This is a genomic window from Yoonia vestfoldensis DSM 16212, from assembly GCF_000382265.1.
Lineage (GTDB): Bacteria > Pseudomonadota > Alphaproteobacteria > Rhodobacterales > Rhodobacteraceae > Yoonia > Yoonia vestfoldensis.
In genome coordinates this window covers 77,007-103,757 of record NZ_KB907981.1, presented here as the reverse complement: position 1 = coordinate 103,757, position 26,751 = coordinate 77,007, and the positions used below count along the sequence as shown (strand labels likewise).

At 60.8% G+C, this 26,751-nt stretch carries 19 protein-coding genes; 13 read left to right on the top strand and 6 right to left on the bottom strand.

What is annotated here, in order from left to right:
* Positions 1–83: 83 nt before the first annotated feature.
* Complete coding sequence (locus H147_RS0110750; protein ID WP_019955376.1) at positions 84–500, bottom strand: BLUF domain-containing protein; 417 nt, start codon at positions 498–500, stop codon at positions 84–86.
* A gap of 249 nt (positions 501–749) precedes the next feature.
* On the opposite strand from H147_RS0110750, the gene rpmG reads away from it, so the two are divergent.
* Positions 750–917, top strand: coding sequence for a 50S ribosomal protein L33 (rpmG, locus tag H147_RS0110745; RefSeq protein ID WP_007204264.1), 168 nt, complete (start codon positions 750–752; stop codon positions 915–917).
* A gap of 559 nt (positions 918–1,476) precedes the next feature.
* Here the strand turns inward: rpmG and H147_RS0110740 are convergent.
* Positions 1,477–5,133, bottom strand: coding sequence for an ATP-binding protein (locus H147_RS0110740; RefSeq protein ID WP_162561663.1), 3,657 nt, complete (start codon positions 5,131–5,133; stop codon positions 1,477–1,479).
* Between the two features lie 282 nt (positions 5,134–5,415).
* Here H147_RS0110740 and H147_RS0110735 point away from each other — a divergent pair, with 282 nt between their 5' ends.
* The 8 genes from H147_RS0110735 (at position 5,416) to H147_RS20350 (ending at position 20,986) form a co-directional block, all read left to right on the top strand.
* Positions 5,416–6,657, top strand: coding sequence for a TGL-type protein-glutamine gamma-glutamyltransferase (locus H147_RS0110735; protein ID WP_019955373.1), 1,242 nt, complete (start codon positions 5,416–5,418; stop codon positions 6,655–6,657).
* A gap of 75 nt (positions 6,658–6,732) precedes the next feature.
* Positions 6,733–7,587 (top strand): histidine decarboxylase, pyruvoyl type, encoded by an 855-nt coding sequence (locus H147_RS0110730; protein ID WP_019955372.1) that lies wholly within the window; start codon positions 6,733–6,735, stop codon positions 7,585–7,587.
* Between the two features lie 263 nt (positions 7,588–7,850).
* Positions 7,851–14,105 carry a LamG-like jellyroll fold domain-containing protein gene (locus tag H147_RS0110725; protein WP_019955371.1) on the top strand — a complete coding sequence of 2,085 codons (6,255 nt, stop codon included), beginning with the start codon at positions 7,851–7,853 and terminating at the stop codon, positions 14,103–14,105.
* Positions 14,105–14,683 carry a hypothetical protein gene (locus H147_RS0110720; RefSeq protein ID WP_019955370.1) on the top strand — a complete coding sequence of 193 codons (579 nt, stop codon included), beginning with the start codon at positions 14,105–14,107 and terminating at the stop codon, positions 14,681–14,683. Before H147_RS0110725 ends, H147_RS0110720 begins: the two co-directional genes overlap by 1 nt.
* Position 14,684: 1 nt before the next feature.
* A complete protein-coding gene (locus tag H147_RS0110715; protein ID WP_043699773.1) occupies positions 14,685–16,505 on the top strand; it encodes a hypothetical protein in 1,821 nt (606 codons plus the stop codon).
* A gap of 67 nt (positions 16,506–16,572) precedes the next feature.
* Complete coding sequence (locus H147_RS0110710; protein ID WP_162561661.1) at positions 16,573–17,646, top strand: hypothetical protein; 1,074 nt, start codon at positions 16,573–16,575, stop codon at positions 17,644–17,646.
* On the top strand, positions 17,640–19,238 hold the full coding sequence (locus H147_RS0110705) for an asparagine synthase-related protein (protein ID WP_019955367.1): 1,599 nt from the start codon (positions 17,640–17,642) through the stop codon (positions 19,236–19,238). The genes H147_RS0110710 and H147_RS0110705 overlap by 7 nt, the downstream gene beginning before the upstream one ends.
* A complete protein-coding gene (locus H147_RS20350; RefSeq protein WP_019955366.1) occupies positions 19,235–20,986 on the top strand; it encodes a glycosyltransferase family 4 protein in 1,752 nt (583 codons plus the stop codon). Before H147_RS0110705 ends, H147_RS20350 begins: the two co-directional genes overlap by 4 nt.
* 72 nt (positions 20,987–21,058) lie before the next feature.
* Here the strand turns inward: H147_RS20350 and H147_RS0110695 are convergent, their stop codons facing one another.
* The 3 genes from H147_RS0110695 to H147_RS20525 form a co-directional block, all read right to left on the bottom strand.
* A complete protein-coding gene (locus H147_RS0110695; protein WP_043699767.1) occupies positions 21,059–21,523 on the bottom strand; it encodes a cupin domain-containing protein in 465 nt (154 codons plus the stop codon).
* A 104-nt stretch (positions 21,524–21,627) separates the two neighbouring features.
* On the bottom strand, positions 21,628–22,365 hold the full coding sequence (locus H147_RS0110690; protein ID WP_019955364.1) for a Bax inhibitor-1/YccA family protein: 738 nt from the start codon (positions 22,363–22,365) through the stop codon (positions 21,628–21,630).
* Between the two features lie 148 nt (positions 22,366–22,513).
* Positions 22,514–22,735, bottom strand: a complete 222-nt coding sequence (locus tag H147_RS20525; RefSeq protein WP_081625850.1) for a DUF1127 domain-containing protein — start codon at positions 22,733–22,735, stop codon at positions 22,514–22,516.
* A 114-nt stretch (positions 22,736–22,849) separates the two neighbouring features.
* Here H147_RS20525 and H147_RS0110680 point away from each other — a divergent pair, with 114 nt between their 5' ends.
* On the top strand, positions 22,850–23,722 hold the full coding sequence (locus H147_RS0110680) for a LysR family transcriptional regulator (RefSeq protein ID WP_019955362.1): 873 nt from the start codon (positions 22,850–22,852) through the stop codon (positions 23,720–23,722).
* Here the strand turns inward: H147_RS0110680 and H147_RS0110675 are convergent.
* Positions 23,709–24,668: an NADPH:quinone oxidoreductase family protein gene (locus tag H147_RS0110675; RefSeq protein WP_026352431.1), complete on the bottom strand. Its 960-nt coding sequence runs from the start codon at positions 24,666–24,668 to the stop codon at positions 23,709–23,711. The two genes, H147_RS0110680 and H147_RS0110675, sit on opposite strands and share 14 nt — an antisense overlap.
* 266 nt (positions 24,669–24,934) lie before the next feature.
* Here H147_RS0110675 and H147_RS0110670 point away from each other — a divergent pair, with 266 nt between their 5' ends.
* The 3 genes from H147_RS0110670 (at position 24,935) to H147_RS0110660 (ending at position 26,746) form a co-directional block, all read left to right on the top strand.
* A complete protein-coding gene (locus H147_RS0110670; RefSeq protein WP_019955360.1) occupies positions 24,935–25,306 on the top strand; it encodes a helix-turn-helix domain-containing protein in 372 nt (123 codons plus the stop codon).
* A gap of 69 nt (positions 25,307–25,375) precedes the next feature.
* Positions 25,376–26,173, top strand: a complete 798-nt coding sequence (locus H147_RS0110665; protein WP_019955359.1) for an inositol monophosphatase family protein — start codon at positions 25,376–25,378, stop codon at positions 26,171–26,173.
* Positions 26,174–26,263: 90 nt separating this feature from the next.
* Positions 26,264–26,746 carry a CAP domain-containing protein gene (locus tag H147_RS0110660; protein ID WP_019955358.1) on the top strand — a complete coding sequence of 161 codons (483 nt, stop codon included), beginning with the start codon at positions 26,264–26,266 and terminating at the stop codon, positions 26,744–26,746.
* Positions 26,747–26,751: the final 5 nt, after the last annotated feature.

Genomic DNA, 26,751 nt, shown 5'->3' with positions numbered 1-26,751 from the left:
GGACGGGGTGGATTGCCTTCGCTGCAACGCCGCATCTGTGGCGTTTTGCGACGGACAGCGCGGCGGATGACGCTGTCGTCGGATCAGGTGCCGGAAGGTTCGGCGTCGCTGGCCTCGGCTAGATGCAGGAAGAAACCCGTGATCTCCTCCGGCGTCGCCCGGTCCAATGCGCCATCGGCGATTTCGGCCTGCGACCAGATCCATGTCTTCGCCGGATCGTGCAGCATGGCCCAATCGCCAAAGACGCGGGCCTCCGCTGGTTCGGCGACAAGGAGCTGCACATCGAGATGGCGGTCGTCGCGGCTGATCCTGCGGATCGCGTCACGCACCTTGTCTTCGGGGCCTTCGAGCCATTGCAGATAGATATCCGCCCGGCAGATCAGCGCCCCGGTGATGTCGTCACGCGCATTCGCCTTGCGCGCCTGCATCAGGATGCTGCTGAGGATGGCTTCGTCATAGCCAAAGGGCTGCGACGTGTAGATGGCGCGAAATACACTCATGGTGGCGTCTTTCCTCGTGTGACCGATGCTGATGGGTCATCATGCATGGGCACACTACCCGCCGCACCGGCGCGATACAATGCCGGGTGACATCGGCCGGGGCTTGCCCCGCCCTGTGGGATGCGGCGGACACCGCCAGTTTCGCGCTGCAAATCCGCCCTTTGCGGTTGACTCGGCCCTGCTTCGCGGTAAAAGGCAGCTTCAATCATATCACCGTGGGCCCAGCCCCGCGAAGCCGGAGAAGTGAACATGGCGAAGCCAACCACGATCAAGATCCGCCTGAACTCCACCGCGGGGACCGGGCATTTCTATGTGACCAAGAAAAACGCACGCACGATGACCGAAAAAATGGCGATCAAGAAATACGATCCCGTTGTGCGCAAGCATGTCGAATACAAGGAAGGCAAGATCAAGTAATGATCCTGCCTCGCCGGGGACGGTAACATTCGCTGACCGCGATGACCTGAACCTGCATCGATAAGTCGCCAGTCGCCGTTCGTTTGCGGCGACACGAGACACAAAGCAGTTTTTCCAAAGCTAGCGCATTTGCTGCTGACTGACAGGATCGGTCAGCGGCGCATCGCAAGATGACATATTCGCCGCCCTCATTTCTGTTCGACGCTGTCCAAAACGAAAACGCTGTCCGGTACCAGTTTTTCGGTCCGGGCCTGCGGATGAAGCGCGTCTCAACATCCGATCGCTACTATACAACTTCCCTTTTCACGCACAGATTTCCGGCGGTTGCCGTTCCGACGCTGGGTCTGCATCGCGATCCAAGGCTGTCATCCGGGCATCGCGCTTTTTGCGGATTGTCGAGATGCCTCAAAGGGTGCCTGTCCTGCGACGCCTTGCCGGTGTCCACCTCTACGGCGCTGGATGACCTGCCAGTGCGCGCGGGCTATTTCCCTTTTTGCGACACAGCATCAATCTGACTGCCAAGCGCGGGTGCCGCGGTCTGACGCAAGGTCCGGCGATATCAGATGCTGATCAGTAAATTCTTGGCAGCCTCAGGCCGCCCTTGGCGCGTATAGAGCGCGGCAAGATCGCGCGCCGCCCTATGCGCCACGATCAAATTGCCCTTTTCACGGGTCAGGGTGATGATGCGGCTCAGTTCGGTTTCGACGATGTGATCAGAAATTCCGTCGGCGCTGGCAGATATCTTGATTTTCATCCGCGCCAGTTCCGGCAGGTAGTAATGCACTTGCCTCTCATGGCAAAATGTCGTCGCCCTTTCGATGAGGTCCTGTGCCTGACTGAAATCGCCGCCAGCCTGCGCGCAATCTGCCAGCCATGACAGGCCGATCGGGCGCGCAAGCTGTGCGCCGGTTGCCAGATATCCGCTCAATCCGCGCTGGATCAACGGCAGACCGTTGCCGTCTCCGAGTTGATCAAGCGCGCGCCCCAGCAGCATCTGTGCCTGCGCCTGCCATTGCGCGAACCCCTGACCTTCGGACAGGTGCAATGCTGCCAAGGCATGCTGTCGCGTCGCTTCGAAATCGCGCTTGAGCGCGTGCATGCGCGCCACGAACACCATGGCGAATGCCTTGGTGAATTCGTGCCGGCATTCTTCCGATGACTGGACCGCGATCTGCGCTGCGTCATCTGCATCGCTGTGTCGCCCGGCGAGCGTCAGCGCCCAGCAAAGATAGGCGTGGCTGGCAACGGACAGATCCAGGCCGAAACGGCGCACCTGATCTTGCGCATCGAATGCATTGGTCTGTTGTTGTGCGGCGCGCAGGCTGTCGATCGCATTTCGGATCGCCCCTTTGTAATATGACGAAACGCCTGCGATATAATGCGATGCGGCAGACGCGACCCCGGCTTTCTCGCGCTGGGCATGAAGATCGAATTGGTCGGCGATGGCATCGGCCTTGGACACTTCGGCCCGCACGATGCAATGGCTCCAGCGTCCCCACAAGAGTTGCAGAACATCGACCTTCAATGCATCCGTGTTGCCTAGTTCTTGAACGCCGTCGTAGACCCGCGACACTTCGTCTGCGGCGAACCCGTTTGTCGCAAGCAATTGCGCCCCCAGTTGCAAGAGCAGCCGCTGCCTGACTGCCGGGTCCGCGCCCGCGGCGAGTGACATGGCCTTGCGGAAATGCTCTGCCGCTTCGCTATGGGCTGATATGCTAGCGGCGTGACGACCGGCCCGTTCGAAAAATTCAAGGGCCTTGTCCGTTTCCCCGCCCAGTTCAAAGTGTCGTGCAATGATTTCAGGTGACACCGTCAGGTCATGGTGGTGCGGCCGGTCAAGCTGGTGCGCGATCTGCAGATGACAGCGCTGCCGGTCCGCGCGCAGCATCGTGTCATAGACCATTTCCTGTAATAGGACGTGCTTGAATTCATAATGCGCATAGGGTGGAAGCCCGACACGAAAAATCAGTTGCGACGCCTGGAGTTGCCGCAGCTTTTGTTCCAGCTCGGCGTCGTCGATATCAAGCGTCTGCTTGAGCAGCGCGAATCCGAATGTCATCCCGATCGCTGACGCCTTTTGCAGGATGTCACGACATTCCGGGTGGCGGTCGATGCGCGCCATCAAGGACGCGTGCAAACTGTCGGGCACCGCGTTCCGTCCGTAAGTCGATTGAACAAGTTCTTCGACATAAAGTGGAATACCGGACGACCTGCGCACCGTGTCCTCGATTACCTTGGCGGGCAGCGTCGCCTGCTCGATGGATTTGGCAAGGCGCATGGCGTGATGTTTGGACAGCGGCGCCAGTTCGATCCGCATCAGGCCGGGAATGGCGCGATCGTTCAAGGCTGCCCCGTCCCGATGGGACATCAGCACAAAGGCCGAGGTGTCGGTCAGCCGGGCAAGCAGGTGGCGCCACGTATCTTGGCTGGAGGGATCGAACCAGTGGAGGTCTTCGAGGATGAACAGCTTGGGCCGGGTTGATGCCTGTCGCATGAGCGCCTCGACGATGGCGTCATGGATGGTCCGCTGATCCGGCTCTGGAGAGGCCTTGTGGCGATACGCGCGCGCGGGGACAAGCAGATCACCAAGAATATGGCCGAGATGGTCCTGTTCAGGCGCGGGGTCGGCGGTTGTCGCCCACCACCGGGCGACTGCATCACGCCGCGTTTCGGGGTTGTCATGGTCATCCAGCCGCAGCACTTGTCGCAGGCAGGCCAGAAACGGGCCCCATGCCGTTTCCATGTGATGAGGCGATCCGTTGATCCGGGTCGTATTCGACGTGTGCCCGCCGATCCTGTTCAGCGTTTCGTACAGCAGGCGGGACTTGCCGACACCCGGATCACCGGAAATCAGGGCGACCGTTGTTGCACCGCCTTTGGTGCGATACCACGCGTCGCACAGCGCGGTCAGCTCGGACTCTCTTGATACGAACTCGGACAGCGTCTTGTCCGCGAGGCTGGTGTCGAACCGATTTTGGAAATTCCGCGCACGAAGTACGCGCCGCGCCGGAAGGCCGGCACCAGCTGGGACGTCTTCCAGAACGAACCCCGTCGCGGCCAGCGCTGCTGCTTCGGTCGCGATCAGGATATCGCCCGCATTGGCCGCCGCCTGAAGTTCCAGCGCCCGGCCCATCGGCGGGCCAGTCACCTTGTGACTCGGCGATGGGGCTGCCGTATCGGCCCCGATCAGTACCTCGCCTTGCGCGATGCCACAGCGGATGTCCTGTTCCGCGTGCATTGCTGCCGGCGTGTCACCCGACGCCATGATCGTCGCGCGGGCATCCAGACAGGCGCGAATGGCCCGGTCCAGATCGTATTCCGAGGCCTTCGGATAGCCGAAAACGGCGAAGATACGGTCATTCACGCGCTGAACGATCCGCCCCCCGTGGCGGGTCAGGATCGCGTCCAAGGCAGCATGCAGGCTGTCCATGCGACCGGCGAACCCTTCGATGTCGTCGTTGTCCGTTCCAATCGGTCGTGCGCCAATCACGGTGACGGTGACATGCCGTTTTTGTTGGGTCGCGCGGGCCGGCAGCACAGCCGGCGGTGGTACTTTCGCGCCGGACTTTGTGGCATTGCGAATGTATTCCGCCAGTTTGCGTGTCTCGGCGGATGGCGCCAAATCAAGATCGCGGCTCAACGCTGTCGTGCAACGCTCGAATTGCCGCAGCGCCTCTGCCCGTCGGCCGGACCGGAACAGCCCCGACATCAGCGCACGATGCGCCTCTTCGACTGTGGGGTCGATCGCCAGAACGGCATTGGCCGCCGCGATGATGGATGGCGCGTCGTCCTGCGCGATCTGTTCCTCCAGAACCTTGTTCGCACAGGTCAGCGCGGTGTCCTGCAGCCGGATCCGCTCCATGTTGAGCCAATCCTCGAACGGGGCGGAGGGCGTTCGCAAACCGGCCAAAAGTGGTCCGGTATAGGCTTGCGTGGCCAGTCGCGGGTCGGTGCGCGCCGCGCTAAGAAAAGCAAGGCTGTCCACCGCGATTTCGTGGTCGTTGAATTGCAGGCTTTCCTTGGTCGCATGAACCGGGTCGACACCTAACGGTGCCAATGCCCTTCGGATGACCGACAACTCTTGTCGCAGGCTGGCTCGGGACTGTTCTTCGCCGCTGTTGGGCCACAAAAGGGCCGCCACCTCTTCGCGCGATACGACTTTGGTGGCATTCTGCGCGACGAACCCGAGCAGTGCCCATGATTTCCGGGTTGGCAATGTGATGTCCGGGCCATTTCGCGGCCCCAGCGCAAAACCACCTAAAATGGACAATCGAAGCACGGCTTGACTTGATTCGCCTGCCAAAGAAGGCCCCAATCTTAAAGTTGTGATAGGTTCTCTGCCCACACTCTACAGGGGCATAACATCTTTTGCGATTTTTTTATGGGACCGCGGTACAGATTTCTCAGCCGTGACAGGAAGGGCGACAGCACAAGGTCCGGCGCGTGTCATGATGTGATATTGTTGCCAATAGTCCATATATTTCAAGGAGGAACCGAAATGGCTCTCGACAAGGCCGCTATGAAGGGGCTCGTCGTTGACGGCGCGCCTCTGACAGATCCTGCGATCGTGCTGACATCGTTGAAAGAGGTGGCTCCGTCTGCTGTTGGCGCCGCACTTGATCGTCCGCTGGTACAGGAAATGATCGCGGCGATGCAGGCGTCCTCGGTCGAGTTGCAGTTTGGCGATATCACGGGATTGCTGGACAATATCCTGTTTCGTCTCGCGGCCATCGCGGCCATGGCCGACCTGAACATCGGCGCGAATGATTGCGACTATTTCAACCCGGATATCGGATTGAAAACCCGGATCGGAACCACCGGGCCAAGCCGCGTCTCTGCGTTCTGGGCGTTCATGAATCCACAGGATGACTGGGATGCCGAATGGCAGCAGGTCGACGGCACGGTCCCCAGCGCGGTGATGCAACCGGCCGAGGGGGCGATCTTTCCGTTTCGGGGGGAATGCGCCGGTGCGGTTCAGCTGTGTGTCTACTGGGGGCTGCTGAACGGGTTGGGTGCCGCACGGTTCGATACGATGGCCGCAAAATTCGGCACCATGTATGTCGGCCCTTGGCGGATCGGCAAAACACCTAACCCTGCCACGCTCTACATGCAGGCTGCCTCTTTGCAGGATCCACCGATTCCGGGTGACTACCTGTATTTCCACAACAAGGACGATTACGCCACGCTGGCACCGAACGGGTTCTGGATGGGCCTTAATTGTATGTACATGGGCAAGGACATGCTGGGCACCGGGCATTATTCCGGGATGGGTGCAAGCTGGCAAACCGAGGCCAACCTGCGCATGGCCCTGTCGAACGCCTATTACCACGATTGTTGCCCGCATACGATCAGTGATCCGATGACCGAGGTGCGGTTTACCCAGCGCAACATCCTGACAATACCGGGGACCCTGGACATGACCAAATCGCACGGATCCCCAACAAAAAGCACCGGGCAGGGTACGGTTCCGCCGACAAAGACCCTTCTTGCACAAGGATATGTCCAACGTGACGCGGCGCGGTACGCGCATGAGACCACCACATTGGGGGATGTCAGCGCATTGTTTGGCATTGCGCCAGATGCGTTCAGGCAACATCGCAGTTCTGGCATGGACAGACCGTTCTATCGGGCCGATGTGGATCACGGAACCATCTTGGTGACATTTGCCGACGGGCATGCAGACCGGGCCGATCCGGGCGCGCTTGTGTCGGCTCACGTCACGCTCAGATCGCCGAACTGACCGCGTCTCACCAAATATCTTGCCTGATGGGTCGCGTGCCGCGACCCATCGATCCACACCAAAAGGTCGAAACGCATGAACATCAAGGACGTCGTGAACAACGCGATTGGCCCATTTCCCAATAATTGTGCCGGCTACATGAATCCGCCGGCCGCTGGCTATGGCTATATCGCGGCGCTCAAGCTTTCGATCGGCACGGTGCAGGCGGATATGGATGACGGGCTGGACGGCATCGTTTCTTATGACCGGGCGGAATGCGAAGACGCTTATATCGGGCAGATCAACATGCTGACCGCGTCGTCGTTCTGCGGGGTGAACGGTGCAGTGTGGGGTCACGATCTGGCCCGTCATGATGGTCTTGCCGGGGGGCTGATCCTGCCGAAGATGACCTTGCCGCGCCATGACGGCCAGCCTGTGCCGATCCTGCCGCTGACGCCGCTTTTGGATGCCGCCTATCGGCTGTTCGGCAGCCGCGATCAGCGCCGGTTCAACCCGTTGCCTGGGGCCATGGTTGTCTGCGCCAACAAATCGCGCACGGTCAATCCAACCAAATCCACGACGGTCTGGTGTGCGCTGGCCCTTGCGATCGCCGAAGACCGCAGCACGACGGCCAATCTGTTCATCGAAGATGCGTCGGACACAGAAGCAACGGGCGAACAGCCCCTCGAGCAGCTTGAACGCAACATCGCCCTGTCGATCCTGCGGTGTGGCCAGGATCAGGGCGTTGCCTATCAAAGTATCTACATTGGGTCCAAGCAACTGACGATCCCGCATGGCATTGTTGGATGCGCTCTTGCCTGTGCGCCTTATGTCACGCTTCCGCCGGCTGCGATTCCGGCTGGTCATGTTCCGGCGGACTTGACCGACATGACGCTCTCGCAGTGGGAAAACAGCCTTGGTCTGACGCCGCTTCCTGCCTATCCAGGCTGATCCACATATCATCGACCGGCATTGAACGCGGGCGCCTCGGCGCCCGTTTTCCGTTCAGTCGTGCCTGCGACATAAACTTTGCGCAAGAAGCGCAGATCCGTCCCTTTTGCGTTTTTCTTGCGACAATCCCCGCGATTTTTTTGCGCAGTGATTGCGACGGTCCTGTCGATTGGTGGTCAAGGTCCGCGATGGTTTCATGAAAGCCGGCGTCGGACCGCAACTGCATGGTCAGGAAGAGGGCTGCGTTTCGTAGCGAAATCACGATGAGCCGCAAATACACCAAGACAATCGATTTCACTGGGGTGGCAATCACGTTCTTCATGGATGTCAGCGATCCGGCTGATCCGGCGATTTTCTATTCAGCCCATTCCACGATGAGTGATAACCCATCAACGGATTCGTCCTGGCGCGACCCGGTCCGCATCACGTTTCCCAACGAGGTGTACACCGTCGGGCGCGAAGTTCTGACCGTGCGGATGGCGCAAAGCGTCCCACTGGCCGATGCGGATTTCTGCGTGGTCAGCGACAATGCCTTTATCTATGTGTTCCGCGCTGCGCCGACCGGGACAATCTATTGTGACAAGTTTGTTTACGATGGCCTGACAGGCCAGATCGTGAATGCGACCCAAGTCCGTTATCGCCGCAGCCGCAAGGCGGACATCCCGGTCGATCGCAAGGACACGTTCGGCCACAAGGACATGAATGACCGGCTGTTCCTTGAACCGACGGTCGAACTGAGCTTTCTCAGCGATGTCATGGCGGGCCGGTTTACGGTGGCCATCCTGCCGACCGAATTGACGGGTCAGACCCGCTGGCAATTCTTCGTCCAGCATACCGGCAGTGACAGTTTGACCGGCTATTCGATCCTGCGCAGCGCCGATGGCGGCTTTGATCTTGAGGATTGCCTGGACCCCGACACGGGCGTCATTTCGCCAAGCGCGGTCTTTGCCTTGCACGACAAGGCGCAAAGCGCGCTCTCGCTTCAGGCGCCTGCCGATCTGATCCGCTATGATCAGCAGGAATGGCAGGAAGATGAATACGGCAAGGTCACGCTGCAAAAACGTGAGATCCGCGCCTTGTTGGCCGTTCCGGTCGGCCCTGACAGCCAACTGGCATTTGTCGATTTCGGGATCGGCCGTGATGGCCGGCTGACGGGAGTGGGGGATGCGATCCCGGTCGCGCAGGATGCCGTGCTGCAATCCGCGCTTCGGCTTGATCCCTCGATTGCCGCCCGGGTCGCGTTTCCCGCCATCGCGACCGGCGCGACGATGACCATCGCCGCGTGGATCAAGCCCACCACGCTCGCCGATGACTGGGTTCAGGTTGTCGCCAGCGCCGATGATGCCGATGTTCCCTTCACGCTTGGGCTAGAGGGTGGCGTGCCTTATCTTTTTGGTCCGGGTGGCGTGGTGGTCGCAGCGGATGGCGCGCTCAGCGTAACGGATTGGACGTATCTGGCGGCCGTCTGGGATGGCACGAAGGCGTCTCTTGTGGTCAACGGACAGGTGTTCAGTGCGGCCAACGGCGTGACCGGCAGCCGCGTCGATCCGCCCGCGACAGGGCTGACCTTGGGTGGTTCGCAAGGTTTCACCGGCGACATCTGTGCGCTGCGGCTTTGGAAGACGGCCCGAGATCAGGCGCAGGTCCTGTCCGGGATGAACCGGGTGCCGGGGCCGGATGACCCCGATTGGGGCGATCTAGTCGGGCTATGGCCCTGCAACGAACCCGACGATGCGACGCGTTTCACCACACTGGCCAATGCCGCCGCGACAGGGGCCGCCGCCGATGGCACATTGCGCGGCGCGAAATGGGTTTCGTCCACGGCGCCGGTGACGATCACGGGTAAACCGGTTCTTTTCGACGCCAACGGTCTGACCGTCTGTTCCGGTCTCGTCGGATATGTCGCCACGACTGCGCGGGTCTGCCTGCACGAAGGCGGGGATTCCCTGATCCATGTCTATTTCAGCGACAAGGCGACCGGGGCGGCGATGGCGGCGCAATATTCGCCGATCGTGGCGCGCGCAAGCTATGGCGTGCCGTGGCTTGCCACTGCTGTCAGCGGTGACGCGGAAACGGGCTATCTGCGTTTCGCCGCCCGCGTTGCGGGGTCCGCGATGGGCAATCCGGATCCGACCAAGACGCTGATCGCCATCAAGCCGCAAAAGAACGCGACCTGTCAGGTCACCTTGCAAAGCTACACAGGCTACAAGGAGGTCTGGCCGGCCGTTCCTGCGGACCTTGTCGATTTCGCAAAGGTCCTGAACGGCCGCGCGCAGCAAAAAACCGATGATCCGGCACAGGAAGAAGCCGAAGGTCCGGTCTATGATTACACCAAGGTCATGATCACTGCGGGTGACGGTCAGGATCGACCGCCGCCCACGGAAGGCAGCGGAAGCTCTGTTTTTTCGGTGATAACCGGGCCTTTGCCCTCGAATGGGGAAGTCGCGCTTGTGCAGATTGTCAGCACGGCGAAACCGCCCGTGCGCCTGCGCGCGGGTGCCGGGATGCGCTGGCTGCCCTATCCGCCGGAACTGGGCATCGACATGGGCGATCTCGGGCAACTGGTACAGATCGTGCCGACCGCCGCGATGGACGATTATGCGGGATCTCTGGTTCTTGATGGCGACGTCACCATCGAGGGCTGGCTTGCGCCTGTCGCCAACCCCGCAAGCGACGAGCAAACGCTCTTTGCGTTCCACAAACCCGGCCAGACGCCGGACAGCACGGTCAGCTATCTTCTTGGTCTGCGCAACGGCGTGCCCTATGCCGGTAAGGGCAGCATCGTGAACGTTGCTGACACCGCCATCCCGATGGGGGCGGGCTGGACCCATCTTGCGGCCTCCTTCCGGACCCAGTTCGGTATCCAGTTGGGGGGGCAGCGGTATCTGGACGCCGGTGCCAACGAAAACACCAAGACGACCGATGCCGTGACGTTGGAAAGCTGGATCAAGCTTGACGGCCTTGGCGGCAAGCAGATTGTTCTGGCCAAGACCGAGCCCAACAACGGCACCAGCTGGATCTTGGCGGTCAATCCGGACGGTAAACTTGAATTCAGCGTGGAGCAGGCAACCCAGACCGGCTCCGTCCTGCGCAGTGTCACCTCACAAAGCGTGCTGGACATTGGCAAATGGCATCATGTCAGTGGCGTCTATGACGTCGCCTATACCCGCGAGGTCGCCATCGCCTTTGATCAGGGTGATTATGTCAAACTGCCCGAGGTCGACAGCCCACCCAAGGATGGCGTGACGGTCATGATGTGGGTCAGACGGGCGGCCCAGGACAACGGGACCCAACAGACCCTTTTCATCTCTGTGGATGCGGAGCGCGAGCTTTTATTCAACCTACAGATCGTCAACGGCGTCGTCGGGTTCGCTGCGGCCCACGGCGGGCAACAATTCACGATCAGCGCCAGCAGCGCGTTGCGTCGTGACGACTGGGTGCATATCGCGGCCGCTTATGACGCGACACGTGGCATTTCGCTGGTTATCGACGGCGTGCCAGAACCACAAAGCAACGCGCAGGTCTATCCGCGCATGGCTATGCCGCAGGACGGGCGTGCGCAGGTCGTCGGCGCCACCAGTTACAATTACACGGTGGGTGGTTTTACCCAGCAGAACACCTTTATCGGCGCGATCAACGAAGTCAGCCTCTGGAACCGCGGGCTTGATCTGGACGAAATCCGTCAAAAGATCCTTCAGCCGCTTGCCAGCACCGAACGTGGGTTGGTGGGGTATTGGAAATTCAACGACCTGTTCGGCACGACCGTCATGGATGTGGCGGGCACCGCAAACGGGGTGCTCGAAGGCGGTAATTTCCTGCGGATCGACAAGGGGGCCTTCGCGCACAAGATTTTTGTCGATGGCAAGATGGAAGCCTTTGACCGCGTCACTGATCCGATCGCGCTGTCAGACGCGCGGGTCACGCTTGGCGCGGGCTATTTCACGAATTACCTGCAAGGTGTCATCTCGATGTCGCGGTTGTGGAATGTCGGCCAGATGAACTGGCAGATCGACTATTTCATGCGCCGCGAGATTCCGTCGAACGCACGCGGGCTCGTGTCGGCCTGGGATTTCGATGCTGGCAGGGGCGGCGTCGTCTTTGACCGGAAAAGCGACAACAACGCGCGTATCCTTGATGGCCGTATCGATCTGACCGAGACGATCGTGGACGCCATGTGGGTCGTGGCGGATTTCATGGCCGGGTGGCGTTTCTTGATCAACGGTGTCGCATGCGGCAGCGTTGCCGGCAGTCTGCCAGCCGGCGGATATGGCGATGCGCAGGCAACGATCGGTGCCTTTGCCCTGAAAGATACGTTCAGCCGCTTTTTCACCGGCCAGATATCGCAATTGCGGGTCTGGGCGTCGCAGCGCAGCGGCGCGCAAATTCGCGGTCCGATGCATACTCTGCTGACGGGAAAAGAGCCAAAGCTGGCGGCCTTCTGGGGCTTTGACGAAGGGTCCGACTGCCTGATCGCTGACCAGACCGGCAACGGCAACACCGGCCAATGGATCGGCAGCGGTGACGATATCACGTGGATCGTCTCCGAGGTGCCGGTCGGACTGGAGCCGCCGCAAGTGCGCAGTGCGGCAGGCGACGTGGCCAAGCCGCAGAACATCAAATCCTGCTACGCAGGCGCGGCGGGACAATATGGTGCGACCCGGCGCGATGCGCGCGGTGAACTTTATGCCAGCCTGATGCAAAGCCTCGCAATGATCGATGCGGATAGCGGCCTGCTCGTGCAAGGCGGTGATTTTCAGCTGGGCGACCTGATCCTGCAATTCGTGGGACAGGTGCAGGTCGATCCGACGTTGATCGGCTACATCGAGGGTGCGCCGCCGCTTCCTGCGGAAAACCTCAAGCTTTATCCGGGCGATCCGCTGTCCTATATCGGCGCATCGACCATCTTTCTTGATGAAACCAACACAAAATCCTACAGCTATACGGCCTCGCGCACGGTCGGGACCACCACCGATGTGAACATGCAGATCGGGTTCGGCGCGGATTCCGAATTCAGCGTCGGCCTTGGTGTCCAGGCCAAAACCTATTCCGTCGCCGGGTCTGGCGGACTGGCCGTGCAAAGCAATTCGCAGATCGACGTCACCGGCGAAGGACTGGCGACCGAGGAATTAAGCGTCATCGCGCAGAAATACCTTGAATCGCGGGGTGGCTGGTATCCCAACAGCTATGCGATCGATGCGGGCGTCGGCGATATCTTTTATCCTGACAACATCGGCTATGCGCTGGTCCGCTCGGCCACGGCCGACCTGTTCGCCATGCGCCTTGAAGGCAGCGGGGCCTTGGTCGGATATACGGCGCAAGCCAATCCTGACATCCCCGAAGACATGAACATACTCATGTTCAAGATCGACGATCAATACGTCAAGAATGGCACGCTGGACGGCTGGATCGGGTTCGAACCGGACATCGCCTATCCGAACCTCCAACCCGGTGAAAAATCCAGTTACTTCAAACCACTTGAAGCATATGCCATCAAAGCGACCATCGACCGCGAGCAAAAGCAGCGGCAGGCGTATTTCGAAAACTTCAACGCGGCGGAACTGGGGCAGCGCGTCGACGTCCTGGACCCTGATGCCACCGATATCGCGGACAGCGGGCAAAGTCTGGTCAATGCGCTGATCGGGGTCAAGGACAAGGCGTCGCTCAGCATCGACAGCTGGCGCGCGAAAATGGCGCGGCGCAGCATGGTCAACACCTATGTGTGGACCGCCGATGGTGGCCTCTATTCCGAACAGCAGCAATTCATGGCGCTGCGCGAAGAAACCAGCGGCGGCTCTTTCTCCATGACCGCGCAGGCCGGAATTTTCACCGAATTTTCCATGTCGCCCGGTCCGATCTTCAACCTTGATGCGATGTTCGGCACCACGATCACGACCATGGCACAGAAGGCGGACCACGATTCCGCGCTTTTCTCGCTACAGGTCGATCTGAACGGTGACCAGCGTTACATCGGGCTGGTCGAGCAGGACGAAGAGGGCGAACTGGTCTATAGCCGCAAACAATCGCCCGGCAAGGTGCGGTCGTACCGGTTCATGAGCTTTTACCGCGCACCCAGCAAGCGCAATTTCGAAAACTTCAAGGACGGGATTGTCGACCGGGACTGGTTGATGGGGCAGGGCGACTACGCCGGCAAGTTCGATCCAGACGCGCTGTCGCTGCGGCAAGCCCTGACAAATCCCAACGAAGTGTGGCGGGTCATGCACCGCGTCACCTATGTCAACCGCACGCCGCCGACGACCCAGAATGCGGGCCAGTCGCTGACGCCGAACGTGCGCCGCCCTGACGAAGAAAGCGTGCAGTCAAACGCGATCATGATCGCCGAACTGCCGATCAACCCCACCGCACCAAACCCGATGGCACAAGTCAGCGTCGCGGCCGACGCGCTTTTGGCGCAGCTGTCCCAGAACCCGGTCTGGGGCGCGGATTTGGTTACAAAATCAGCCGATTACAAGGAGGACATCATGAAATATATGCGATCATTCTACGGGATTGCCGGGTGATGGATCTGATCGAAACCCTCGGCCATGGCAGCCGCGACGAATTGCACGCCCGTCTGCAAGCCCAGCTTGGTCTGGACGCGCCCGTCAGCGACCGCGCGCTTGCCGCTGTGATGACCAGCCACTGGTTCGCCCAAAAGCTGATGGCGGTCCGGCAATCACCCGAAGCGTTACGTCACCTGCTGGCCAATCCTCCGGCGGCTCCTGTGTCGGTGCTCGACCACTTTGGCCGTAAAGGGCGGGATGACCGCGACGCTGACGGTTCCGGCCACGCGGACCACAGTCTTGGCCGGTCTGCCCTGACGTGGTTGCGCAACGGATTGCGCAATGTGGATGACGAGACCCGCGCCCGCCGCTGGGAGGCTTGCATGCAATGCCCGCACCAGCGCGACAGTGCCCCCGGCCCATTGCACAAGATGACAGCAGCTGTGGTCAGAAGCACCAAAACCTGTGGCCTGTGCGGCTGCAACCTGCGGGCCAAGACTGCCGTCCCGCACGAGCGCTGCCCGGACGAGAATCCGGCGCATCCGGGCCTGACCCGCTGGTCCGACCCCATCATTCACCAACCAAAGGAGACTTGAGATGACTGTTGAGTACTGCGGAGACGCCTTCTGTGTGCCCAAAAAGCAAAGCATGGACATCGCCTGCCACGATCTGGGCAAGGAAGCCGGAAAGTGGATCATGTATGAGAAAGGCAAGAGCCTTTGCTACTGTATCTGCAGCTGCGTCGGCGAAGGCACGTTAATCGCCGCCGGAGACGGCGCTGAAATCCCCATCGAGACCGTCGAGATCGGCAAGACGACCGTGCTTGCTGCCGGTCGGAGCCTTGATTTCAAACCCAAACTGGTTGAATCCATGGTCGGGACGAGCAAAGGTGAAACTCAGAACACGATCTATCTGAAATACACCATGAACGGCGTGCCGCTGGAACGGGTTGTGACGATGGACCACCCGTTCCTTCTCAAGAACGGCACGCTGGTCGGGGCGGGTGTCCTCCAGGTCAAGGACGAATTGGTCGACGACAACGGCGATGCGGTCCAGATCGACGAAATCCGCTGGGGCACCTATGTCGGACAGTTTTTTGAACTGGCGATATCGCTCGACCCGCCAAACCAGAATCTCGACGGACATCTTGTGTTGACCGATGGTGTGGTGACCGGCGATTACGCCGTCTCGATCTATGTCGATTTTCCTGTCAATGCCGATGAGACGAAGACCCTGGCCGAGAATGGCCGCCCCTTCGTCGGCAGCGCGGAATGGCGCGAGCAGAATGGCGTCAACCCCGGCTGCGCCATGCTGGGGATGCGTCAAATGAACGGTGGAGTCTTTATCCCGGCAGATCACTTTACGGTCGATATCCCGGATCATGCCAGCGCATTCCTGCCGGGCGCGCAGGCCATCGCCCTGCGGTACAAGGCCAAGAAACTGCCGCTGTCCGATCAGTATCGCCTTGATATGTCCGAATTCGTGATCAAGAACATCTTCATGTCGGTCTATCCGGACCTGAATTACGAATTCAACTGGTACGATGACACGATCAATTCCTATTCTTGGGTTGATACGCTGACAGGTGAGCCGACGATCTATCTGTCTGGCGGTCTTGCCCGTATGGAAGGCTTCGAAATCGAGGGGCTGACCCTCGCGATCGCCCATGAAATCGGGCATCTGATGGGCCGGCCGACGTTTGAAAACGGTGTCACCTGCGAAGGTCAGGCCGATTGGTACGGTGCGTCCATTGTGCTGCGTTCCGTCTGGTTCGGAGAGGAGTATTTCCGAAAGATGGATATGGCGATAGCGCAGATGGAGGTGCTTTACCGTTATCTGCGACGGCGGCCCAAGGACGATCTCGATCTGGACGTCACACCACCCGAAGAGGATGCAACCGGCCAGCCCTATCCGTCGAATGCCTGCCGTCTGTTGACGTTCGAGACGGCAAAGCTGTCTCCGACACCGCCTGAATGCGCATTATGCGCGGAACCCGTCGGATCGGATTTTTCGGACGACGATGACAACGAGGAAAGCCTTCTTGTCGACGATGGAGGTTGGATTTTCGTCCAGGACGACGGCGATGATCCGCTGCCGATGGCCAAGGTATCCGGGGCACGCGATCGTCAGCGTCGCAAAAAGCAGCGTCTCCCTGCTGACCCGCAAACAGAGGCAACGCTTGCCAAAAGCTCTGGGGCGCGGGATCGCCAAAGGCGCAAGAAGCTCAGCGCAGAGCCCGAGAACGATCTTGGGACGGTGGACGGTGCCTATGCCAAGATCAATGGCGCGCGCGACCGGCAGCGCAAAAAGAAGTATCGCCTGATCGAAGCAAGCACCACGGATGACAGCGGCGCCGAGAATGCCACACTGGCCAAAGCCAGCGGTGCACGGGACCGCCAGCGTCGCAAGAAGCGCTGACGCGGTCACCCTGAAACGGTGAGGCAGCGCATTGCCTCACCGCCACCCGAAAAGCAACGAGTTTGCCATGAACAGCCAGATCTCCCCCCAATATTGCGGCAGCGCAACCTGTGCCGAAATTGAAGCGCTTTTGACGTCGGCTTGCCACGACCTCGGCAAACGGCCCGGCCAGCCGGTCATGGTCTCGGTTGATGGAAAATTATGTTCGTGCCCTTGTCCCTCTGGCGCGCTTGGGGCCGGGGTGCTCGCCGCGCCCGACAACGCGCTGATCCCGATCGCTCTTGCATGCAGCCAGCCGGTTCTGGCCGTTGATCGGACAGGTGGTTCGCAGACGGTATCGCTGGATTTCGTGCGGCAGCGCCGGGCAGATCGGCATGATAACATGATTTGTCTGCGCTATCGCGCAAGTGGTCTGGATGTGACGCAGGTCCTGCCAATGGATGCGCTGCTCATGCAATATGACGGCGGCATGGTTGCGGCGAGCCGGGTCGCATTGACGGATGAACTGGTCGACGTCAACGGCAATTCCGTTCCGGTCCTCGGTGCGGTCTGGGGCGCATACGAGGGGGTATATTTCGATATTGCCACCGATCTGTCGCCGCAGGGTCCGGACCTGAGCGGGCGTTTCCTCGTCCGGGACGGGATCGTCGTGGGTGATTTCGCGTTGCAGATCCATCGTGTTGTCTCGGGCGGGTTCGGTACCCCGCCAAAGACGCGCGCCTTGGTCGGGAGCGACGATTGGGACCGTATCAACGGCGCCGACGGGCAAGGTGTCAGCGCTGTGGCCCCGATGGATTTGCCCAACGGTACGTTTTTTCCAGCCGCTTTTGCGACGACCGATATCCCTGTCAATGCGGTGGCCGCACGCGGTACACGACACGCGCGGGTCGGCGGGAGCGTGGCAACCATCGAGGACCAGTCATCGCTGCACCGGGTCGAGCACCTGATCGCGCATGTGTTTCGCGGCTGGTATCCCGCCGTGAACTTCATACTGGATTGGTACAGCCATGATGAGGACGTATATCTTTGGCGCGATGATGCGGAATGCAATGTGCTGATCACCGGCGGGCTGGCCCGGAACGACGAAGCCGCCGTTCCGGCGCTTGTGCATGCCCTGATCGAGGACCGGTCATCATGCTGAGTTTTCGGCTGGATGCAGGCGATCTGCGCGGAAAATGGGGCGTCGATTGGCGGCATACAGGCGACAGGCTCGTCGCGGCCCAGAGCGAAATTATTCCGTTTGCGAACCCGATGTTGCAACACCTGCTGATCCTGAGCCCGCACACCACCTGTCTGATCGTGCGCGAACGGGGGGCCGGCAACGCGCCCAAGGCCGCCCCGGCCGAGATTCGGATCAACGATGCCGATCTGCACCGCGTTGTATCACGGTATCTGCGCTGGCCGCTGCAATTGACGCTGCTGCTGGTGGATCATCGCACCGGGTCGGTGCGGCTATTCGCGGGGCAGGGCGGCAATGCCCCTGTTTATCTGCTGGAAAAAGGCGATGTGCTGCTGGGCCATTGGGACCCCCAGCATTTGATCCCCGAGGTGCGCAAGATCGACATCGGCTCGGCTGCCCGGTTCTTGCGTGACTTCGATATGCCCTACGGGCCGCAGACGTTTTATCCTGATTTGCACGTGCTGACCGAAGAAAGCACGCTGGATTGGCGGCCCGGGCGCGGGCTGCGCGCGGTTCCCCCAAAGCCGCACCCGCAACCCCGGTCAGCCGCGCTTGATCCTGCGGCCGATCCGGTGGAGATCGCCCTTGATATCCTGTCCAGCGCCCTTGCGCGGTCTTTGCCAGCGGATGTGTTGGTCGGGACAGAACTGAGCGGCGGTCTGGATTCCGCGCTTGTGTCGATCATCGCCTCGCGGAAACAACCCGGCCTACAAAGTTTCGGTCTGAATTTGCCCGGCATGCCCGGCCAGTCCGAGCGGCGCGACGCCGTGATCGCGCGGTTCGGGCTCAAGGACCACACGCGCGATCTTGCCATGGCGACACCTCTTTTCCCGGGATCGCCCCGTTGGCAAGGGGCGGGCGGCGCGCCGTGGGAGGAAACCTATGACGAAGCCGTCGGGACCCTTTTGGCACAGGCTGCCGATCTGGGTATACGGGCGATGCTGACCGGGTTCGGCGGCGACGAATTGTGCAGTTTATACCCAGGCGAAGCGCCCCCGCCTCCGCATCTGGCCCCGCTTGAACCCGCATCGGAAACGCCATGCATGCCTGATTTCCTGACGCCATCGGCGCAGCAAGCCTTGGATCGCCACCGGCCCGTGGTTGCGCCCCGCGCGGCACTGGACTCCTCTGCGCTGGAAACGGTGGCATTCGGGGCAGCGGTCTACATGCGCCATGGAATTTGGCCTGTGCATCCGCTTTGCAGCCGCGAACTCGTCCGCTTTTGCGCCATGTTACCATGGGACTGGCGCGTCGGGCGCCGGATCGAGCGCGAAATGCTGCGCGCGCTTGATTGTCCTGACCTGTTGGCGGGTTGCCGACATGTCGACAGCTTTCTGCCCGCCCTCGCGACAGGATTTCGCACCGGGTCTTTCGACCGGATTCAGGCTCTTTTTGCGGATGCGCGCATCGTGCGGATCGGACTTGTGGATCAAGACCGATTGCAAAACGGTTTTGCGGCATGGCGGAACGGCGGGCATGATGATGCGGTTCTGCCCTATTACAGCGCCGCGTGCCTTGAATTGAGCTTGCAGCGTGCGGGGCTTGGAACATGAAGGACTGTCACGACGACCGCATGCGCATCGGCATGTTCGTGGATATGCCCGAGCCAGAACCGGACCCTGATGGTGTGTTCGGACGCGACATCGCCGTAGATGGCGTTTTGGATGCGGTGGCTGGCATGGCCCCGCCATCGGATCTTTGCCTGTTTTACAACAGCCCGTTTCTTGCCCCCAAAACCGTGGATTTTGGTCCGCTCTGTTCACGAATGTCCCGCAATCCTCAGGCTGGCCACCGGCTCGAACATGCAGATATACGCGCGCTCAAACAGAACTTTGCGCAGTGGCGGCTGACCCATTTTCACGATCTGGATGGAAACCTGCAATCGGCCCATGATCTGCGGGATCGCTTTGCCGACCGCCTGATCCCGATCACCGCTACGCCGCATGTTTTCAGCTATCCGCAGATGGCGCACAGTTGGATCGCCAGAATGCTGCTGCGTCCGGGTTTCCCCTGCGATGCGATGATCTGTCCGACGCAATCGGCCCGAAAGGCCTTTCTCAACCTGACCGGGGCGGTGGCAGATGCACTGCGTCAAAGCCACGGGCTTGATCTGGCGTTCAAGCCACAAACGCCTGTCATTCCGCTTGGTGTGGATACCAACCGGTTTCGGCCGCGTGACAAGACCGCGCTGCGCCGCCAACTGGGGCTGCCAGAGGACGTGCTTTTGATCACATGGATCGGACGCCTGTCTGCAATGGACAAGGCGGATCTTTTGCCGCTGATCGACGTCTTTGCCGATATGTGCCGTGCTCCAGGGCGCCCGTCCTTGCGGCTTTTGATTGGAGGGTCGGGCAATGCCTTTACCCGTCAGGCGCTTTGTGGACATGCCGCTGCTTCGGGGGTGGGCGACCAGATCCTGTTCCGCGCCGTGCCGGCGCGCGACCGGCATCTGTTTCATGCCGCATCTGATATCTTTGTCTCGCTGGTTGACAGTGTTCAGGAAACCTTTGGCATCACCCCTATCGAGGCGATGGCCTGTGGTGTGCCACAAATCGTATCTGACTGGGACGGCTATCGGGAAACCGTCATCCACGGCGTCACCGGATTTCGTATTCCGACCTATATCGTCCAAGCGGATGAATTTCTGAGCGCTGCTGCAGGTGTCTATGATGGATTTGACATGTTCGAACATCTTGCCTTTGGACAGCAGGTTGTTGTCGATCCCGATGCCATGCGGCAATGTCTGGACCTGCTGGTCGACAATCCGGAGCTGCGCCGACAAATGGGTGAGGCGGCACGCACGCGGGCGGTGACGACCTATGACTGGTCAGTGGTCGTCGCGCAATATTTCGAACTTTGGACCGAACTGTCCGGTATCGCCGCAGTGACCACATGGCACAAATGTGCCGATTATGACGGTCAGAACCTGAGCCGCATTTTCGCCCATTACGCCAGCCGCGTTTTGCCGCGCGACACTGTGATCGCCTTGACCGAAAAGGCCCGCGCCGCCCGATTGGAAAAGCGGCCTGTGCCGGCGTATTTCGCGACCGCTGGCCTGCATTCCGTGCCGGTGCTCCGGGTGCTGTTGCAGGCCTTGCAAAGCGGACCCCGGAGCATGGTGGACCTGACTGCATTGACCTGCGCCCAAAGCGGCTGCACCCAAGAAACCGCGATCGCCCATATCATGTGGCTTTTGAAGATGGGCTATTGTCGCCCACAGGCGGATGATGCGCGACCGGATACCCGGCTTGCGACCGCGTCCGGCCCTGCGCTGTCGCGATGTGGTGCTGTGGTCCTTTAGCCAGGTGAAACCACCTTGCGCCCTCGGTCGGGTGATCTGGTCGAACCAGGTCTTTGCGCGCGGTCCTTTGCGTCAGTAGGGGGTCGTTGCGGTTGCCCCCGCAAAGGTGGTGTAGCAGCGGGTATCATCGGTCCGGTCGAGGTGCAGTATCCTGTCATGGTCAGGGTAGGTGACCTGATCGCGGGGTGCGCGGGTGCCGATCACCAGATAGGTTGCATCGGCCTGCGACGCGTTCTCGAGGAAATGCCCGCGCGGAGAGCCGGCTTTGAAACAGGCCGCATCCCCCGGCAGCAGTTTTGTCTGGTCGGGCCCCTCATGAACCACGACCTCGCCAGCCAGCATAAAGATCATCTCATCCTCTTGCTGGTGCCAATGGCGCAGCGATGACCGTGATCCGGGCGGCAGGGTTTCGGTGAACGCACCGAATTGCGTCAACCCGCCGGTGTCGCTGAACAGGCGCGCGGTGTAGGTGCCGATGACCGGGTGGGTGTCGGTCGGTTGATCCAGTATCGCGTCCTGCGCCTTGATAACGGGCATGGTGATCCTTTCGATAACGGCGTCATCATTCACCCACACGGTGCTGTCCGCAACGAAAAAGGGCCGGTGTTTCCACCGGCCCCCCGTCATTGTGTTGCCTGCGCTTATTCGCGGTTGCCGAACAATTGCAGCAGGAACATGAACATGTTGATGAAGTTCAGGTAGAGGCTCAGCGCGCCCATGATGGCGGATTTGCCCAGCCATTCGCTGTCGCCGTGGGCGGCATGTGCAACGTATTCGGACTTGATGCGCTGCGTGTCATAGGCGGTCAGACCTGCAAAGATCAGCACGCCGAGGATCGAGATCGCGAACATGATCGCGGGCGACTGCAGGAAAAGGTTGATGATCATCGCGACCACGATGCCGATCACACCCATCATCAGGAACGTGCCCCAGCCGGACAGGTCCTTTTTCGTGGTGTAGCCGTACAGGCTCAGACCCGCGAAGGCGATCGAGGTGATGAGGAAGATCTGCGCGATCGACATGCCGGTGAAGGCCACGAAAATCCATGCGATCGACAGGCCCATGACAGCCGCGAAAGCATAAAAGAACGTCTGCGCGGCGGCAGCCGAGAAGCGGTTGATCATCGCACCGAAGCCGAAGATCATCGCCAGAGGTGCGAACATCACGATCCAGCCCAGAATGTTGGGTTGCAGCGTGATCGGGTCACGGAACATCCCCAGCAAAGCAGGGGCAGTACCGACAGCCCAGGCCACGGCAAAGGTGATCAGCATGCCCACGGACATCGTGCCGTAGACTTTGTTCATATGGGCGCGAAGACCCTCGTCGATTGCGGCCGTGCGAACCCCACCGGCCGTGCGAATTGTCTCGAATTGAGCCATGTTTTCCTCCAGAATAAGACAGCGGCGCCGGTACGGCATCCTTGAAGGCTATATTGGCAGGCTGACCCCGTTATTCAAGACTTTCCCGGACCGTTAACCGCTATTCCGACCGATTTGCGCAACAATGTCGCACCCTGGGGACGCGTCGCTATTGGCGCCAATGCCGTGGAACATCCCAGATGGGCCTTGCGGCTTCTTGCTGGGCTGCTTCCGGTGTGATTCCGATATCCCGGAGCATATGCGCATCAAGCCGGCGCAAGGTCCGCCGCTGTCGCGCCAGCCCCCATGCGTGCCGGATCCGCGCGACAATGGACAATCTTGCGCGCTGCCCGGTCTCCAAGCCGCATTGCGTGTGCGTAGCAATGGTCATGATATTCCCTTTCCTGATCAATGGTGTGATTTGCATCTTGATGCTTGATATGTAGCGACGGAGGCGTCATAAGAGAAATGAATGTTTGATAGCTAAAGTATCAGGGATATTGATATGGCGCGCAATCTTGACCTGACCGCCCTGCGGTCCTTCGTGGCGGTGGCCGACACCGGTGGCGTGACAAAGGCGGCGGGCCTGCTGCATCTGACCCAATCGGCAGTGTCGATGCAGCTCAAGCGGTTGGAGGAATCGCTTGATGCAGAATTGCTCGACCGGACAGGCCGGGGCATCGCGCTGACGTCGCAGGGGGAACAACTGCTCAGCTATGCGCGGCGGATGCTGATCCTGAACGATGAAATCTATGGCAAGCTCACCTCCATCGCCTATGAAGGCGAGGTGACGCTGGGCGTGCCGCATGACATCATCTATCCGGTGATCCCGCAGGTTTTGCGGCGTTTCGCCGCCGCCTATCCGCGGATGCGGGTGCAATTGTCGTCATCTTTCACCAGCAACCTGCTGGAAGAATATCGCCGTGGCGCGCTCGACATGATCCTGACGACCGAGGACCGTGTGGGACAGGACGGCGAGACACTGACCGCGATCCCGTTGATCTGGCTTGGCGCGCCGGGCGGGCAGATCTGGAAGGAACGGCCGCTGCGGCTGGCCTATGAACACCGCTGCATCTTTCGCGGCTTCGTGCAGCGCCGTCTGGACGAGGCGGGCATCCCGTGGGAGATGGCCGTCGAAAGCCATTCCAGCCGCACGATCGAAGCCACCGTCAGCGCCGATCTGGCTGTGCATACGATGTTGGCGGGGGCTGAACCGCGGCATTTCGAACGGATCGCGCATGGCGGCGCGCTGCCCGATCTGCGCGATTTCAACATCAACCTCTATCACGCCGATGTCGACAATCCGGTGATCCGCGATCTGGCGGGGTTCATCCGCGACGGGTTCTACACGTTGAAAGCCCCCGTCATGGCACAATGACGACCTTGCCTGTCGAGGCGCGGCTGCGCATCAGTTCCAGCGCCTCCGCCGCCTGTTCGAGCGGCAGCACATGGCTGATATGCGGGGTCAGGCACCCTTCGGCCAGCCAGCCCAGCAATTCGGCCAGCGAATCGGACAATAGGTCAGGTCGGACCTTGAGATAGCCGCCCCAGTAAAATCCGATCAGGTCGATATTCTTGACCAGCAGGATATTGGCAGGCACCTGCGGGACGTCGCCGCTGGCAAAGCCGATGACGATATAGCGCGCCATCGGTTTGCACGCGCCAAGGGCGGCCTTGAACGCCGCACCGCCGACCGGGTCATAGACGACGTCGGCACCACCCAGCGCCTTGACCGCGGCCTTGATGTCCTGCGTATCGCTGTCGATCACGTGATCCGCCCCGGCGGCGCTTGCGACGGCGAGCTTGTCCGCACCGCGCGCCACCGCGACCACGCGCGCGCCCAGCGCCTTGCCGATTTCCACCGCCGTCAGCCCGACGCCGCCAGCGGCCCCGAACACCAGCAAGGTTTCGCCCTGTTGCAATTGCGCGCGCTGCGTCAGCGCCAGATGCGACGTGCCATAGGCGACCATGAAACCGGCCGCGACCTCGGCGGTCATGGTGTCGGGAACGGGCCGGCACAAGGCGGCGGGAAACACGCCCTTTTCCGCCATGCCGCCTTGACCGCCGAAAACCGCGACGCGGGTGCCGATGGCGGGCGTGGTCACACCTTCGCCCAAGGCCACGACCTTGCCGCACACTTCCATCCCCAGCGTAAAGGGTGGCGCAGGTGTATCCTGATACGTCCCCTTGGCCATCAACAGATCGGCAAAATTCAACCCGCAGGCCGCGATGTCGAGCAAAACCTCGCCCGGCGCCGGGACCGGTACGGCGACTTCGGCCAAGGCGGGCGGGTTGGTGAATGACGAAACCTGAAATGCGCGCATCGGATCGAATCCCTTCTGGTGGTGTGGCCCAAGCTGTAGCATCTGGCAAAGGCCAGGCGCGACCACCCTTTGAGCGACCGCGTGGGCCACTTTTCGCGCATTACCTGTCTTTAAGGTCAGGACAAGGACTGCAACCGTTGCGTGTCAGGCGGGAAAGGTGGCATCTTTGCAGTCATGAAGGAAACGTGTGGACGTTTCCGTTTTTGATATGTAAATCCGGCCCCCCCCAACAAGAACAAGCGGGCCCTTTCTGATAAGGAAACACCATGAAACATCCGGTCGACGTCTATGTGGGCAAGCGGATCAGGCATCGCCGCTGGATGAATGGGACGACGCAACAGCAGCTTGCGGAAAACGTCGGCATCAAGTTTCAGCAGATCCAGAAATATGAAACCGGCATGAACCGCGTCAGCGCATCCCGTCTGTGGGACATCGCGCATGTCCTTGGCGTGCCGGTCTCGTTCTTTTTCGAAGGCTACGACGCGCAACCTGCGGCAGAAGCGCCCGGCAGCGATATGCCGGGCGATATCCTGACCGACAAGGAAGCGCTGGAATTGCTGCGATCCTACTATGCTATTCCCGAAAACCAGCGCCGCCGCCTTTTCGATCTGGCCCGCGTGCTGAGCGAAGCCGCCTGAACACGCTCTTGCCTGTGAAACTGCGCTGCGTTACCGCAACCTGGTGAACGCAGCGCAAGGGACAGGCCCATGGATCAAGCAACGCAGGCGGACCTGATCCGCGTCGCTCACCTGTTGGCCGATGCCGCGCGCCCTGTGACACTGGCGCATTTCCGCACCTCTGGTCTGGTCGCAGACAACAAGGCCGATGCCCATTTCGATCCCGTCACCGTCGCTGACCGTGCCGCCGAACGCGCAATGCGCGACGTGCTGGCACGCGAACGTCCCGATGACGGGATTTTTGGCGAGGAATACGGCCAGACCGGCGGCACCAGCGGCCTGACATGGGTGCTCGACCCGATTGACGGCACGCGCGGCTATATCAGCGGGACGCCGACATGGGGTGTGTTGATCGCCGTCGGTGACGCAGATGGCCCTGTATATGGGATCGTCGACCAGCCTTATATCGGCGAACGGTTCGCCGGTGGTTTCGGGCAGGCGACGGTGACCGGACCGATGGGGACCGCACCCTTGGCCACCCGCGCACCGCGCGGGCTGGATCAGGCGATCCTGTTGTCCACCTTTCCCGAAATCGGCACCGCCTCCGAGATGCAGGCGTTTCAGGCTGTGGCACGGCGGGTGCGGCTGACACGCTATGGCATGGACTGCTATGGTTACGCGCTTTTGGCGGCCGGGCAGGTCGATCTGGTGATCGAGGCAGGATTGAACGCTTATGACGTACAGGCCCCGATCGCCGTGATCCAGGCGGCAGGCGGGATCGTCACCGATTGGTCAGGCGGACCCGTACACGAGGGCGGACAGGTGCTTGCCGCGGCCAATCGCCAGATCCATGCCGCGGCGCTTGCGATCCTGCACACGGTTCGGTGATGGCCTGATCCTGCGAATGCCCGAATACTGCCTTGGCTTTGCCGCAACTCTCTGGTTCAGGAAGACAGAGAAACCAAAGGGTCACGTGGCATGAAAATCGTATTCGCCCTGGTGGCGTCCGTTGCATTGTCGGGGTGTTTCGTGATCGTGCCAATCCCCCAGCAGCAGGCCGTGACACGCTCGGTCCCTGCGACAATCGCCACGGCGGGTTTTGGCGGCGGGCTGAACGACCTGCGCGCAAGCCGGGGGTTGTCCGGCCTTGGACAGGACCCGCGCCTGACGCGTGCGGCGCAGGCCCATGCGGACCATATGGCGCAGGCGGGCTATTTTTCGCACCAGTCGCCGGGTGGCCCGAACGGCAACAACATGTCAGAAAGGATCAGGGTTGCCGGATGCAGCGCAGGCGCGATGGCCGAAAACATCGCCAAGGGCCAGCGATCCGAAGCAGAAGTGCTCGCCGCGTGGGCCGCCTCGCCGGGCCATCTGACAAACATGCTTGGCCCGCGTTATCGCAGCTACGGCCTGGGTCGGTCGGGCGACATCTGGGTGCTGAACTTTGCGGACGGGTGTTGACCGGG

Excerpts from the sequence above, each read along its gene's own strand:
- H147_RS0110725 (WP_019955371.1), top strand. The coding sequence starts at position 7,851 with ATGAGCCGCAAATACACCAAGACAATCGATTTCACTGGGGTGGCAATC.
- H147_RS0110715 (WP_043699773.1), top strand. The coding sequence starts at position 14,685 with ATGACTGTTGAGTACTGCGGAGACGCCTTCTGTGTGCCCAAAAAGCAA.
- H147_RS0110660 (WP_019955358.1), top strand. The coding sequence starts at position 26,264 with ATGAAAATCGTATTCGCCCTGGTGGCGTCCGTTGCATTGTCGGGGTGT.
- H147_RS0110680 (WP_019955362.1), top strand. The coding sequence starts at position 22,850 with ATGGCGCGCAATCTTGACCTGACCGCCCTGCGGTCCTTCGTGGCGGTG.
- H147_RS0110705 (WP_019955367.1), top strand. The coding sequence starts at position 17,640 with ATGCTGAGTTTTCGGCTGGATGCAGGCGATCTGCGCGGAAAATGGGGC.
- H147_RS0110750 (WP_019955376.1), bottom strand. The coding sequence starts at position 500 with ATGAGTGTATTTCGCGCCATCTACACGTCGCAGCCCTTTGGCTATGAC.
- H147_RS0110720 (WP_019955370.1), top strand. The coding sequence starts at position 14,105 with ATGGATCTGATCGAAACCCTCGGCCATGGCAGCCGCGACGAATTGCAC.
- H147_RS0110675 (WP_026352431.1), bottom strand. The coding sequence starts at position 24,668 with ATGCGCGCATTTCAGGTTTCGTCATTCACCAACCCGCCCGCCTTGGCC.
- H147_RS20525 (WP_081625850.1), bottom strand. The coding sequence starts at position 22,735 with ATGACCATTGCTACGCACACGCAATGCGGCTTGGAGACCGGGCAGCGC.
- H147_RS0110730 (WP_019955372.1), top strand. The coding sequence starts at position 6,733 with ATGAACATCAAGGACGTCGTGAACAACGCGATTGGCCCATTTCCCAAT.
- H147_RS20350 (WP_019955366.1), top strand. The coding sequence starts at position 19,235 with ATGAAGGACTGTCACGACGACCGCATGCGCATCGGCATGTTCGTGGAT.
- H147_RS0110695 (WP_043699767.1), bottom strand. The coding sequence starts at position 21,523 with ATGCCCGTTATCAAGGCGCAGGACGCGATACTGGATCAACCGACCGAC.
- H147_RS0110710 (WP_162561661.1), top strand. The coding sequence starts at position 16,573 with ATGAACAGCCAGATCTCCCCCCAATATTGCGGCAGCGCAACCTGTGCC.
- H147_RS0110690 (WP_019955364.1), bottom strand. The coding sequence starts at position 22,365 with ATGGCTCAATTCGAGACAATTCGCACGGCCGGTGGGGTTCGCACGGCC.
- rpmG (WP_007204264.1), top strand. The coding sequence starts at position 750 with ATGGCGAAGCCAACCACGATCAAGATCCGCCTGAACTCCACCGCGGGG.
- H147_RS0110665 (WP_019955359.1), top strand. The coding sequence starts at position 25,376 with ATGGATCAAGCAACGCAGGCGGACCTGATCCGCGTCGCTCACCTGTTG.
- H147_RS0110735 (WP_019955373.1), top strand. The coding sequence starts at position 5,416 with ATGGCTCTCGACAAGGCCGCTATGAAGGGGCTCGTCGTTGACGGCGCG.
- H147_RS0110670 (WP_019955360.1), top strand. The coding sequence starts at position 24,935 with ATGAAACATCCGGTCGACGTCTATGTGGGCAAGCGGATCAGGCATCGC.